11 protein-coding genes are annotated in these 12935 nt (G+C 65.2%); 10 read left to right on the forward strand and 1 reads right to left on the reverse strand.

The window, feature by feature from the left end; translation table 11 throughout:
• Window positions 1–9 precede the first annotated feature (9 nt).
• Window positions 10–2163 carry an acetate--CoA ligase family protein gene (locus BKK81_RS29795; RefSeq protein ID WP_071020457.1) on the reverse strand — a complete coding sequence of 718 codons (2154 nt, stop codon included), beginning with the start codon at window positions 2161–2163 and terminating at the stop codon, window positions 10–12.
• A 498-nt stretch (window positions 2164–2661) separates the two neighbouring features.
• Here BKK81_RS29795 and BKK81_RS29800 point away from each other — a divergent pair, with 498 nt between their 5' ends.
• The 10 genes from BKK81_RS29800 to BKK81_RS29845 all read left to right on the forward strand — a co-directional run bounded on the left by BKK81_RS29800 (window position 2662) and on the right by BKK81_RS29845 (window position 12914).
• Window positions 2662–3417, forward strand: coding sequence for a GntR family transcriptional regulator (locus BKK81_RS29800; RefSeq protein ID WP_071020460.1), 756 nt, complete (start codon window positions 2662–2664; stop codon window positions 3415–3417).
• Window positions 3414–3815: a RidA family protein gene (locus BKK81_RS29805; protein WP_071020463.1), complete on the forward strand. Its 402-nt coding sequence runs from the start codon at window positions 3414–3416 to the stop codon at window positions 3813–3815. Before BKK81_RS29800 ends, BKK81_RS29805 begins: the two co-directional genes overlap by 4 nt.
• Before the next feature lie 6 nt (window positions 3816–3821).
• Window positions 3822–4823, forward strand: coding sequence for an amidohydrolase family protein (locus BKK81_RS29810; protein ID WP_071020465.1), 1002 nt, complete (start codon window positions 3822–3824; stop codon window positions 4821–4823).
• A 6-nt stretch (window positions 4824–4829) separates the two neighbouring features.
• Window positions 4830–6068, forward strand: coding sequence for a Rieske 2Fe-2S domain-containing protein (locus BKK81_RS29815; protein WP_071020468.1), 1239 nt, complete (start codon window positions 4830–4832; stop codon window positions 6066–6068).
• Between the two features lie 62 nt (window positions 6069–6130).
• Window positions 6131–7117 carry a tripartite tricarboxylate transporter substrate-binding protein gene (locus BKK81_RS29820; protein ID WP_071020470.1) on the forward strand — a complete coding sequence of 329 codons (987 nt, stop codon included), beginning with the start codon at window positions 6131–6133 and terminating at the stop codon, window positions 7115–7117.
• Between the two features lie 18 nt (window positions 7118–7135).
• Window positions 7136–8419, forward strand: coding sequence for an aromatic ring-hydroxylating dioxygenase subunit alpha (locus BKK81_RS29825; protein ID WP_071020472.1), 1284 nt, complete (start codon window positions 7136–7138; stop codon window positions 8417–8419).
• An 81-nt stretch (window positions 8420–8500) separates the two neighbouring features.
• Window positions 8501–9469 (forward strand): PDR/VanB family oxidoreductase, encoded by a 969-nt coding sequence (locus BKK81_RS29830; RefSeq protein ID WP_071020475.1) that lies wholly within the window; start codon window positions 8501–8503, stop codon window positions 9467–9469.
• Between the two features lie 40 nt (window positions 9470–9509).
• The gene (locus BKK81_RS29835) at window positions 9510–10307 is read left to right on the forward strand and encodes a crotonase/enoyl-CoA hydratase family protein (protein WP_071020478.1); all 798 of its coding nucleotides are present in this window, start codon (window positions 9510–9512) and stop codon (window positions 10305–10307) included.
• A gap of 8 nt (window positions 10308–10315) precedes the next feature.
• Window positions 10316–11662, forward strand: coding sequence for a 3-hydroxyacyl-CoA dehydrogenase (locus BKK81_RS29840; RefSeq protein WP_071020481.1), 1347 nt, complete (start codon window positions 10316–10318; stop codon window positions 11660–11662).
• 178 nt (window positions 11663–11840) lie between these two features.
• Window positions 11841–12914: a porin gene (locus BKK81_RS29845; RefSeq protein WP_071020483.1), complete on the forward strand. Its 1074-nt coding sequence runs from the start codon at window positions 11841–11843 to the stop codon at window positions 12912–12914.
• Window positions 12915–12935 lie beyond the last annotated feature (21 nt).

The raw sequence follows: 12935 nt of genomic DNA on the forward strand, positions 1-12935 counted from the left end.
TGCGTTGTCTCAGGCTTGCGGCGCAGCGCACACGACCAGCGCGTCGATGGCGAGCACACGGTCGGGATAGGCCAGCAGAGGATTGACGTCAATCTCCAGGATGGCCGGATTGGCACGCATCTGCGTTCCGATCAGCGCCACCACGCGCGCGATCGCCCGCACGTCGACCGCCGCCGCACCGCGGATGCCGCGCAGCAGCGAGGCGGCCTTGAGCCGTCCGAGTTCGGTCACAATGTCCTCTTCGGCCAGATCGGCCGGCAACAGGCGCACGTCCTCGAGTGCCTCGATCCAGATGCCACCCAGGCCGACAAGCACAACCGGCCCCCAGCCGGCGTCGCGGCGCGCCCCGACCACCAGTTCGAGCCCGCGCTCGCCCATCTTCTCCACCAGCACACCATCCAGGCGCAGGCCGGGGCGATGCCTGGCGACGTTGTCCTGCAACTGCTGCCAGCCCGCGCGCAAAGCGGCCTCGTCTCCCAGCCCGATGATCACGCCGCCGACATCGCTCTTGTGCGGCAGTTCGCTGGCCTGGGCCTTGATCACCACCGGATAGCCAAGGCTCGCGGCGATCGTGGCCGCATCCTCTACGCTCTGCGCCAGCCCACCGGCTGGCACTGCCACGCCGGCGGCAGCCAGCCATGCCTTGCCCTGATATTCGGCAAACACACCGGAAGGAGGCCGCGGCGCCGGCAACGCCACCGCGACCGGATCGACCTGGTTGGCACGCCGGGCTCGCTGCAGCGCCTCGCCGTAGGCGGTCACGCGCCGGAGCGCACGCAGCGCGCGGTCGGGGGAGCGGAAGAACGGCACGCCGCTGGCGCGGATGGCGTCGACGAAAAACGGCTCGATCGGACCTGCGTCGCCGGTGACCACCAAGACCGCAGGCTTCTCCGCGCGCGCCAGCGCCGGCACGATGTGCTCGGCCTTGTCGCGCTGGGCTACCGTCGGACCTGCCGGGATGCTGAGCACGATGCTGCCGATGTTGTCGTCGGCCAACATGGCCAGCAGCAGTTCGCCCACCAGCCCAGGCTGGCGCACGCTGATGGTGGTGTAGTCGAGCGGGTTCTCGGCCACCGCGTAGGCCGGCAGCATGGCCTGCAGGCGCGCCGTCGTCTGCTCGCCCAGCGCAGGCAGGTCCAGGTCCAGCGCATCGCAGAAATCCAGCGCGATGTTCTTCATCGCGCCAGACCCGGTCATGAAAGCCGGGCCGCCGCTCGGCGGCACCGGAAACCGCAGCAGGATCGCAGCGGCATCGAACAGCTCGTCCAGCGAATCCACCAGCACCACGGCTTCGCGCGCCAGCGCCGCCGAGGCGGTGGCGTGATCGCCAGCGAGCGCACCGGTATGCGACTGCGCGGCCTCGCGTGCCCGCGCACTGCGCCCCGGCATCAGCATCACCACCGGCTTGCCCGCCTCGCGCGCCTGCCGCGCCAGGCGCAGAAACGTCTGCGGGCGGCGCACCTGTTCCGCATAGACGGCGATCACGCGCGTCTGCGCATCGGCGATGTAGTGCGCCAGCACATCTTCCAGCCCCAGCACTGCCTCGTTACCCGTCGACACCACCGCAGTCAGCGGCAGACCCCGGCCGCTCAGCGCATCGCGCACATTGGCCGCCATGGCGCCGCTCTGCGCCACCACGCCCACGCCGGCCCGGCCCGCGGCCGGCTGCGGAGCAAGCGGCTCGAAGGTCACCGGCACACCCACTTCGAAATTGGTAAAGCCCATGCAATTCGGGCCCAGCAGCAGGATCCCGCTGTCACGCGCCACCCGCGCCAGCTCTTCCTGCTTGACGCGCCCCGTCTCGCCCGCCTCCGCGTAGCCGGAGGCGAACAACACGGCAGCATGGGTGCCGCGCGCCGCCAGACCACGCACGGCGTCCAGCACACCGGCCTCGGGAATCGCCAGTACTGCCAGGTCTATCCCTTGCGGCAGCGCGTCCACCGTTTTGACGCAGGGCCGGCCGTTGATTTCGGTGCTGCTGCGGCTGACCAGGTGTACGGCGCCTGCGTAGCCGAAACGCTCCAGGTTGTCCAAGACGAATCCGCCGAACGAGCGGGGGTCGGCCGACGCCCCGACGATAGCGATCGATGCTGGCGCAAGGATGCGGCCCAGCGGCAGCAACGCCTGCTCCGGTGAAGCGGGGGAAGCGATGGAAGGATTCATGGGAAGTACGCCTTGCAACCTTGCGATGGAAGAAGAAGCACAGGAACACGTGCGAACCAGGGGTGAGCCGCACGACATCTCCTGTATTTTTGAGAATTCTGGCATACACAAAAAGCAATTTCAATACACCAGATAAAATTATTGGCATCCAATTATAAGTGTTTACCCGCAAGGATCCCGACAGCCGCAGCACGCCGGATGGTGAGGCCCCTTGGGCCAAGGCCGGGCACGTAGCAGTACAGCGCCGGATGCTTCCCGCAGCGCGCCGCACGCGGATAGTTCGCCACATGACGCTGCAACATAACGCTGCAATTGACATACGCCGATACAAAGATCGAGCCCAGCAGCCAACATCCACGCATCATTCTTCTTCCTATTTGCATACCAAAACAGTTGTGTTGTATATTTTCTAGCAGGAAAACTGCAAGCTCCCTGCTGGCCCAGCGCGCACGCATCATGACCGCTACTCAAACAAGACCTGTCGCATCCGCGGCCCCGATGGCAGCGGGCTCGGCGTCCGCCGCCGGCGAGCCTGGCGGTCGTGCCAGCCTCGCCGGCGACATACGCTCGACACTGGCCGCAGAGATCGAGAACGGCATCCTGCCGCCGGGCACCCCGCTGGACGAACGGGCGCTGGCACAGCGTTTCAACGTCTCGCGGACGCCGGTTCGCGAGGCGATACAACAGTTGTTGGCAAGCGATCTGGTATGCATTGTTGCGCGCCATGGTGTATCCGTTACGCGCATGTCGATCAGTGAAGTCCGTTCGATGCTCGAATATGTGGGCGAACTGGAGGCATTGGCGGCCAAGCTCGCCGCGCGCCGGGGTGACTCCACGCTGCACGCGGCGCTTGAAGACGGCTTACGCCAATGCCGGCAAGCCGCCGAACAGGCGGATGCGGCGGGATACGCCGCAGCCAACACCGCATTTCACGAGGCTATCTACGCCGGCTGCCGCAACGACTACCTTGCCAGCCAGATCCGCTATGCCCGCCGCCGCGTGCAGCGCTACCGGCCGCGCGACTTCGTCACCCAAGCGCAGATCATGCATTCGCTGCAGGACCACGAGCGCATCGCGCAAGCGATTGTCAGCGGTGACGAAGGACACGCCGCCGATGCCATGACGCTGCACGTTCCGGCTGGCACGACAGGCTTCGCCGAATTCCTGGCCATGGTCCCGCCGCATTTCTTCGAAACCGAGACCGGCTTCCACCGTCATCCGATCACACCGACTGGCCCCACGAGGACTCCATGACCCGACCGCTGCGTTCCATCGATATCCCCGACCTTGCCCATCAGGCGCCGATCCCGGCCGCGGCGCGTGTGGGAAACGTGCTCTGCACTTCTGCCGTGTCCGGCAAGGATCCCGCCACCAGCAAGCTCGCACCGACGGCATCGGGACAGGCCGTGCAGGCCTTTGTCAATTTGAGGCGCGTACTGGAGGCCGGCGGCGCCACGCTGGCCGATGTGGTCAAGCTCACCGTCTACGTCAAGGACGACAGCGTGCGCGAGCCCGTCAACGCACAGTGGCTGGCCTGTTTTCCCGATCCGCGCGACCGTCCCGCGCGCCATATCGTCGTGCACGACCTGCAGCACGGCATGCAGTTGCAACTCGAGTGTCTGGCCGTCGTGGCCGACGCGAACCAAGGCTGAAACCCCATGATCATCGATTCCCACGCCCACGTCGTCATGCCCGCCGAGAGCTTCCGCTATATGGCGGAACTTGTCGGCGGCCGTGCCAACCCCTCCACCACGCCGAAAATCGCGGACGACTCCGTGCGCAAGGTAGCGGAAGAGCTGGTCCGCAGCATGGACGCCGTCGGCACCGACGTGCAGTTCATCTCGCCACGGCCTTACCTGCAGATGCACTCGGTCAAGCCAGGGCGCGTCACGGAGCTCTGGTCGCGCCATTGCAACGACCTCATCGCCCGCTACGTCGCGTTGTTCCCCGACCGTTTCCGCGGCGTGGCCGGCCTGCCGCAGTTCATGCTCGAATCGCCCGCCGAGCGCGCCGTGCCGGAACTGGAGCGCTGCGTCAACGAACTGGGCTTCGTCGGCTGCCTGATCAATCCGGACCCTACGGAAGGCGAAGGCCCTACCCCGCCCGGGCTGGGTGACCCGTTCTGGTATCCGCTGTACGAGGCCATGACCCGGCTCGACGTACCCGGCCTGATTCATTCGGCGGGAAGCTGCAGCGCGCGCGAGTCCTACACACTCAAGTTCATCAATGAAGAGAGCATTGCCATCGTCTCTCTGCTCGGTTCCAAGGTATTCGAGCAGTTTCCGGACTTGAAGATCGTCGTCGCTCACGGCGGCGGCGCCATTCCCTACCAGATGGGCCGGTTCCGCGCATGGTCCGCGCGCAAGGGCGAGACCACCGGCTTCGATGAGCAGCTCAAGCGCCTCTACTTCGACACCTGCAACTACTCGCCGGAGGCCATCGATCTGCTGCTCAAGGTGGCGGGCACAGACAACGTGCTGTTCGGCACTGAGAAGCCGGGTACCGGCAGCGCGCGCAACCCGCTGACCGGGCGCGACTACGACGACATGAAGCCCGTGATCGAAGGCATCGAGTGGCTGAGCGAAGCGCAGCGCCGCAACATCTTCGAATGCAATTGCAGACGCGTCTATACGCGCGCCTTTTATCAAGACGGGGAGTGAGACACCATGCCGATGACAAAGGAAGACAATGAGCTGTTGACGCGGGTCGATAACGGCGCACCGATGGGCGAGATGATCCGCCAGCACTACTGGATTCCGGCCGTGCCGTCCTCCAAGCTGGTAGCAGACGGCGCGCCGGTGCGGGTGCGCCTGCTTGGCGCCAATTACGTCGCGTTCCGCACCACCGATGGCAGCGTCGGCGTGCTCGACGAACTGTGTCCGCACCGCAAGACCTCGCTGCTGATGGGGCGCAACGAGAACAACGGCTTGCGCTGTATCTTCCACGGATGGAAGCTCAACGCGCATGGCGAGGTGGTCGAGGCGCCGAACCACGTCGGCGACCAGCAGCAGTTCTGCAAGCACGTGCGCGTCAATCGCTACCGGGTGGAAGATCGGGGCGGCATCGTCTGGGTGTGGCTGGGCCGCGGCGACACGCCACCGAAGTTCCCCGAGCTGCCCTTCGTCTCCCTGCCCGAGAGCCAGCGTTCGGTCACCAGCCAGGAAGTGCCAACCAACTGGGTCCAGGGCGTGGAAGCTTCGATGGATTCATCGCACGTCGGTGTGCTGCATGAGTCGACCACGCAGATCACCGCCGGATCGGGCAACCAGCGCTTGCACATGACAAAGGCGCTGGCGCCGCGACTGGAGTTCGAGGATCGTCCCTACGGCTACCGCTACGCGGCAATCCGCCCGCTCAGCGATGACCAGGTCTACGTGCGCCTCAATAACTTCGTGATGCCCTGGTACGGCATCATCTGCGCGCCCGATGCGAACGGCCCGAGTACCGTGTTCTTCTCCACCCCCGTCGACGACGTCACGCACCGCGCCTGGTTCGTCCACTTCAATCCACACCGTCCGCTCGGTATGACCGTGATGTCGGCCACACCGGACGTATGGGCGTTCCCGCCGCTGCCGCCCGGCGGCCCGGAGGACAACTGGGGCCAGAATCGGAATCTGATGAAGCGCGGCCACGCCACCGGCTTCCCGCAGCACCTCGGCACCGAGGACTTCGCCATGTTCCTCGGCCAGGGGCCGATCGCCGACCGCACCACGGAGCAACTCTGCTCAGCCGACGGCGCGGTGCTGCGCGTACGCCAGGCCTTGCTGAAATCCGTGCGCGAGTTCCAGGCCGGACGTACGCCAACGCTGGCCGACAGCCCTGAGCTGGACTACCGCCAGGCGGTATCGGTCGGCGGTGTGCTGCCGGCCGGCAGCGACTGGCGCGACCTCTCTAGCGCCGCCTGAGCACCGCCGCCAGGACAAGCAGCGCCCCCGATTCCCCAATAAAAACAAACCCGGAGACAACCATGACCAGCCTCCGCCGCCGCAGGCTGCTGAAGGCCGCCTGTGCGGGCCTCTGCATGCCGGCCGCGTCCTTTGCCGACATGCGCGGCAAACCATTGATCCGGATCTTGCTGGGCCTGCCGCCTGGTGGTGGCACAGACGCCATCGCGCGCTACTTCTCCGACGCGCTGTCCTCATTGCTCGAGCAGCCGGTGATTATCGAGAACCGTGTCGGTGTTGGCGGCAGGCTCGCAGCAGATGCGCTGAAGTCCGCCGCACCGGACGGACTCACTTACATGATCGCTCCCAACGCCACGCCGACCTTCCAGACGCTCGTGTTCGGCAATCAGCTCAAATGGGATATCTGGCGGGACTTCGAGCCGGTTGCCGGCCTGGTTTCCTTTCCCTGCGGGATGGCTGCCGGCGCTGCCACGCGGGCCGGCAACGCTCGCGACTTCGCCCGCTGGGCCAAGGCCAATCCGGGTCAGGCCACGTTCGGCACACCGGGCCTGGGCGGTCAGAATCACTTCCTCGGCCTGCAGTTCGCCAAGGCAGCCGGCATCGACCTGGCCGTCGCCCCCTACAAGGGAACGCCGCCGATGATCACCGACCTGCTCGGCGGACATATCGCCAGCGCCGTCACGCTGCTCGAGGACCTGCGCAGATACCACCAGGCGGGCCGGATCCAATTGCTCGGCATCTTTAGCGAGAAGCGCTCCGTGCTCGCACCGGAGATGCCGACCATGGCCGAGCAGGGCATCGATGTCACGCATGGCGACGGCTGGACCGCGATGTGGGCGCCGGCCCGCACGCCCGTACGCGAGATCGCACGCATGCAGCAGGCCTTGCGCACGATCCTCTCGACGCCAAGGTCGCGCGACTTCCTGATGAAGGATCTCGCCGTCGTTCCAGACTACCTCGACGACCAGCAGATGGCGCGCCGCCAGCGCGCCGAGCTTGAAACCTGGGCGCCGATCATCAAGGCATCCGGCTTCCGAGCCGAGCTCTGACCCTGGCAGGAATATCGTATGTTGAGCGAAGACAAGAACCGACTGCTGACCAGCGTCGGAGCCGGCACGCCGATGGGTGAGGTACTGCGCCGCCACTGGCATCCGATCGCGGGCGTCGACGAACTGGAACGCGAGGCCATCAAGCCCGTCCGCCTGATGGGTGAGGACCTGGTCCTCTACAAGGATCTGAGCGGCGACTACGGCCTGGTGGCCCGACACTGCGCCCACCGCCGCGCCGATCTCGCCTACGGCTATGTGGAACAGCACGGCCTGCGCTGCAATTACCACGGATGGTGCTATGACGCGCGTGGCCGCTGCATCGAGCAACCATTCGAGGAAGTCGCCGATCCGGCCGCCAGGCTGCGCGAGCGTGTTCGCCTCAAGGCCTACCACGTCGCAGCCAAGGCCGGCATGCTGTGGGCTTACCTGGGACCAGATCCTGTGCCACAACTGCCGGACTGGGAGCCCTTCAGCTGGGGCAATGGCTTCGTCCAGGTGGTGTTCGCCGATGTTCCCTGCAACTGGCTGCAAGCACAGGAGAACTCGATCGACCCGGTACACTTTGAATGGATGCACGCCAACTGGGGGCGACAACTGCGCGGCGAGGGCGGGCGGCGCGCGCCGCGCCACCTGCGGCTCGGCTTCGAAGAATTCGAACACGGCTTCCTCTACAAGCGCATCAGCGAAGATACCGACGAGCGGCATCCCCTGTGGACCATCGGCCGGGTCTGCCTGTGGCCGAACGGCTTCTTCCTCGGCGATCACTTCGAGTGGCGAGTGCCGGTGGACGACACCAACACGCTGAGCGTCACCTGGTCGTTCATCCGCGTCCCGCGCGAGGCCGAGCCTTTCGTGCAGCGCACGATCCCGAGCTGGAAGAGCCCCACGCGCGATCCCGCCACGGGCCGCTGGATCTCCAGCCATGTGATCAACCAGGACATCATCGCCTGGGTCGGACAAGGCCCGGTCACCGACCGCACGCGCGAGAACCTGGGTGCCAGCGACAAAGGCATTGCCATGATCCGCCGGCGCTTGTTTGACGACATCGACGCCGTCGCGCAAGGGCGCGACCCCAAAGGCGTGATCCGCGACGCGCACGCCAACCGGCGCCTGATTCTACCGAGCGATTCGCGTGACTTTTTTCTCGACGGCCTGCCGCGCGCCGAGTACGAACGCCATCCGAAGTGGAACAAACTGCTGCGCCACTTCATCTTCCACGCCGGCCAGCCCGAGGCCGTCCGCCGTGCCTGCGAGGCAGCCACCGGCGTTGCCATCGAGGACATCGATGTCGTGGATGTCTGAGCGGGAGGCCATTGCCTCTGCATCGGCTTGCACAGCCGCGGCCCGCGGTACGCGGTACGTCGCCCAGCCTGGAGACAAAAATTGAATCATACTGAAACCCTGCAATTGCGCGTCAAGTCCATCACCTGGGAAGCCGATGGCATCCTGAGCTACGAGCTGCATCCGGAGCCACCGCTCAAGGATCTGCCTGCCTTCGGCGCCGGCGCGCACATCGACCTGCACCTGCCCAACGGGCTGATCCGCAGCTATTCCCTCCTGAATGCGCCTGGCGAACGCCGGCGCTATGTCATCGGCGTCAACAAGGACGCCCGCAGCCGTGGCGGCTCGCGCTACCTGCATGAAATACTGCGCCCGGGCGACACCGTCACCGTCGCGCCACCTCGCAACAATTTCCCTCTCGACGAAAACGCACCGCTCAGTGTATTCATCGCCGGCGGCATCGGCATCACACCGATCTTCGGCATGATTCAGCGCCTGCGTGCGCTTGGCCGTCCCTGGCACCTGCATTACGCGGCACGCACGCGCAGGCAGGCCGCCTTTGTCGACGCACTCGAAGCCATGCATGGCCTGGATGGCGCGGAGGTACACATGACCTTCGACCGTGAGGCGGGCGCTCGCATGCTCGACATCCCCGCCATCGCCGCCACACTGCCGGACGGCGCCCATATCTACTGCTGCGGCCCTGTGCAGATGCTGGAGGCCTTTGAGACCGCCACCGCGGCGCTGCCGCCGGACAGGGTCCACCGCGAGTACTTCGCGGCGCGCGAAGCGGCCGCAACCGAAGGTGGCTTCGTCGTGCAACTGGCGCGCACGGGACGCAGCCTCGAGGTGCCCAGCGGCAAGACCATCCTTGACTGCCTGCTCAGCGAGGGCATCGAGCCGCCCTATTCCTGCCAGGAAGGTGTGTGCGGCACCTGCGAAGTACGCGTGCTGGAAGGCGTGCCCGACCACCGCGATCTCGTGCTGAGCGAAGCGGAACGCGCGACGAACAAGCGCATGATGATCTGCTGCTCCGGAGCGAAGAGCCGCAAGCTCATCCTCGATCTTTGAGCTCAGCGCTCCCCCGAAATCCCTACAAGGAAACAAGACCATGAGCAATGAACTGGTGACCTACGCGCTCGACGGCAATGTCGCGCTGATTGGCCTGAACCGGCCCGAAAAACGCAACGCGATCAACGAGGACGTGGTGTGGGCGCTGCGCGATGCCGTCGTTCGCGCCGGCGAGGAGGCAGACGTCGGCGTACTGTTCGGCCACGGCAGCAACTTCTGCGCGGGCCTGGACCTGAAGGAAGCACTGGCTCGCGCTTCTGGCGACATGCCGCGCCCGCGCAAGCGCCAGCGCCATTCCTGGCACACCGTGTTCGACATCATCGCGCGCGGCCCCATCCCCTTCGTGGCTGCGCTGCATGGAGCAGTGGTCGGCGGCGGGCTGGAGCTGGCCACCGCGGCACATATACGCGTGGCTGACGAGTCGGCCTTCTTCGGCCTGCCCGAGGGACAGCGCGGCATCTTCGTCGGCGGTGGCGGAACGGTACGCATCCAGCGCGTGGTCGGCTACACGGTGATGGCCGACATGATGCTGACCGGACGCCTGCTCAATGCAGCCGAGGGCGAGCGCGAGCACATCGTGCGCTACGTGGTGCCAGCCGGCAAAGCACTGGACAAAGCACGCGAACTGGCGGCGCTGATCGCCCGCAACACCGCCGACACCAACTGGCGCATCACCAACGTACTGCCACGCATCAACGACCTGTCGCACGACGATGGGCTATTCGTCGAATACCTGACCTCCAATATCCCGCGCCCACCGGAAGCCTCGGAACGCCTGCGCGACTTCGTCGAAGGCCGCGCCAAGCCGTTGGCCACCCCTGGCAACCAGTCGAACTGAACCCGATCATGACCACGCTCCCCATCACGCCGCAATCCCAGGCAGCGCAGGACGCCGCCGAATACGTGCGCATTGCCCAGGCCGAGGCCGCAAACATCCCGGGCATCCCGGTCGACACGCCGACACGCCCGATCCACGAAGTTGCCATTGTCGGCGCCGGTACCATGGGGGGTGGCATTGCCATGGCCCTCGCCAATATCGGCATTCCCGTCACCTTGATCGACAGCAGTGCGCAAGGACTCGCATCCGGACTTCAACGCGTGCGTGACAACTATGCCGGCAGCGTCGCGCGCGGCAGGCTCGATGCGGCAGCCATGGAGGAGCGGCTTGCCCGAATCCGCGGCTCGGTCGACTTGGCCGATGCGGCTTCAGCAGATCTCGTGATCGAAGCTGTCTTCGAAGACCTGGCGCTCAAGCAGCAGATCTTCCGCCAGCTCGATGCACTCTGTAAGCCAGGCGCAATTCTCGCCACCAACACCTCGGGGCTGGACGTCGACGCAATCGCCGACGCCACGCGGCGCCCGCAGGACGTGATTGGCGCCCACTTCTTCAGCCCCGCCCACGTGATGCGCCTTCTCGAAGTGGTCCGCGCCCGGGAGACCGCGCCGGACGTGATCGCCACACTGATGGGGCTGGGCCGGAAGATGGGAAAGACATCCGTGCTGGCGCGCATCTACCCAGGCTTCATCGGCAATGCACTGTTTCGCAACTACACGCGCGAAGCACACTTCCTCCTCGAAGAAGGCGCGCTACCGCACGAGGTAGACCAGGCACTGATGAGTTTTGGCTACGCCATGGGCATCTTTGCCGTGCACGACATGGCGGGAAACGACGTCGGCTACCAGACGCGCAAGGCGCAAATGGCGACACGGCCGCAGGACAGGCGCTGGAACGACATGATCCTCAAACTGACGGAGCAGGGCCGCCTCGGACAGAAGAGCGGCGCTGGATGGTACCGCTACGAGCCCGGGAGCCGCACGCCGCATCGAGACCCGCAGCTGGAGCAATTCATCGTCGAAGAGTCTGCGCGGCTCGGCTTCAAGCGGCGCCCCATCAGCGAAGAAGAGATTCTCAAGCGTTGCCTGTACGGCATGGTCAACGAAGGGGCCAGGCTGCTCGAACAAGGTATCGCGCTGCGTCCGAGTGACATCGACATCGTCTACGTCACCGGGTACGGCTTCCCGGCCTACCGCGGCGGACCGATGTACTACGCAGACCAGATCGGGCTGGCCAGCGTGTACGCCGATATCCAACGCTTCCACGACGAGCACGGTTACTGGTGGCAACCCTCCCCCCTGCTGGCGGAACTCGCTCGCAACGGCCGGCGCTTCTCCGACTGGTCCGCCGCAGCTTGATTCGCTGTCCGACGCATCACTGTCAAACGTAGCGCCGCGCAGGTAGAAATAACTTCATATGTTGTATTTTTTCACCAACATAACGTATACCACTAATTATTTTACAAATACCAGTATGCGATGATCGGTCATCAATCAGCGTACTGAGAACAACCGAGACGAAGAAGGAGGAAACTAGATGAAGACGCGTCTTTTCGGGCTCGCCTGTGCACTGGCCAGTGCCGCCGCGGCAGCCCAAACATCCGGGGTCACGCTCTATGGGGTCGTCGACGCCAACGTGGAGTACACCAATCACAACCTGGGCAGCGGTTCAGGCGGACAATCCAGAGTCGCCCTGAACTCCGGTGGCCTGTCGCCCAGCCGGTGGGGCCTGCGTGGCACAGAAGACTTGGGCGGAGGCAAGCGGGCCATTTTTGCCTTGGAGAGTGGCTTCAGCCTGGACACGGGCAGTTCGACGCAAGGCGGGAGGTTATTCGGCCGCCAGGCATGGGTTGGCCTCGGTGCGGGCGGTCATCAGGTAACGTTGGGGCGTCAATACACATCGCTGTTTCTGATGATGGCCAACTATTCGCCGACGGCCTATGCCACCACCTATGAACCCGTGGTCGGCATCGCCGGGGCAAATCTGCGCGAGGACAATATGGTGAAATACCATCTCGACCTCGGCCCCCTGGCAGCGGAAATGCACTGGAGCTTCGGCGAGCAGCCAGGCACGGTGCAAGGCTCGGCTGGATACGGTGCCGGCTTCGACTACCGCATCGGTCAGCTCGGCATCGCGGGTGCCTACGATAGCATCAATAGCGCCAAGACGGCCGGCAATTTCAGCCGCACGCAGAAGGCAGCCGTGGGCCTGCGTTACCAGATCACGCCCGACCTGCTGATGCAAGCCGCCTATCGCTACAACAACAACGGCATCGTCGCCACCAACACGGCCGCACGTGACGACATGTGGTGGTTCGCCTTGAACTATCAGGCAAGCGGCGCCCTGCAACTGACCGGCGCGTTCTACTACGACAACGTGAAGAGGCTCTACACCGCGACGGGCGTGACCTCTCCGAGGAAGCCCTGGCAAGTCACCTTGATCGCCGACTATTCGCTTTCGAAGCGAACCGACGTCTATCTCAGCACAGCCTACACGAAGAACGCCGCACTCAACTTCGAGAACCTGAACGGCGCAATCGCGGCGTACCAGATCGCGCCCAACGAAAAGGACCAGCTTGGCGTGGCGGTAGGCCTTCGCCACAAGTTCTGAGCCTGCGCCGCTGGCTTCGCC

It is taken from the genome of Cupriavidus sp. USMAHM13 (assembly GCF_001854285.1).
GTDB lineage: Bacteria > Pseudomonadota > Gammaproteobacteria > Burkholderiales > Burkholderiaceae > Cupriavidus > Cupriavidus malaysiensis.

Excerpts from the sequence above, each read along its gene's own strand:
- BKK81_RS29795 (WP_071020457.1), bottom strand. The coding sequence starts at position 2,163 with ATGAATCCTTCCATCGCTTCCCCCGCTTCACCGGAGCAGGCGTTGCTG.
- BKK81_RS29815 (WP_071020468.1), top strand. The coding sequence starts at position 4,830 with ATGCCGATGACAAAGGAAGACAATGAGCTGTTGACGCGGGTCGATAAC.
- BKK81_RS29805 (WP_071020463.1), top strand. The coding sequence starts at position 3,414 with ATGACCCGACCGCTGCGTTCCATCGATATCCCCGACCTTGCCCATCAG.
- BKK81_RS29825 (WP_071020472.1), top strand. The coding sequence starts at position 7,136 with ATGTTGAGCGAAGACAAGAACCGACTGCTGACCAGCGTCGGAGCCGGC.
- BKK81_RS29845 (WP_071020483.1), top strand. The coding sequence starts at position 11,841 with ATGAAGACGCGTCTTTTCGGGCTCGCCTGTGCACTGGCCAGTGCCGCC.
- BKK81_RS29800 (WP_071020460.1), top strand. The coding sequence starts at position 2,662 with ATGGCAGCGGGCTCGGCGTCCGCCGCCGGCGAGCCTGGCGGTCGTGCC.
- BKK81_RS29810 (WP_071020465.1), top strand. The coding sequence starts at position 3,822 with ATGATCATCGATTCCCACGCCCACGTCGTCATGCCCGCCGAGAGCTTC.
- BKK81_RS29835 (WP_071020478.1), top strand. The coding sequence starts at position 9,510 with ATGAGCAATGAACTGGTGACCTACGCGCTCGACGGCAATGTCGCGCTG.
- BKK81_RS29820 (WP_071020470.1), top strand. The coding sequence starts at position 6,131 with ATGACCAGCCTCCGCCGCCGCAGGCTGCTGAAGGCCGCCTGTGCGGGC.
- BKK81_RS29840 (WP_071020481.1), top strand. The coding sequence starts at position 10,316 with ATGACCACGCTCCCCATCACGCCGCAATCCCAGGCAGCGCAGGACGCC.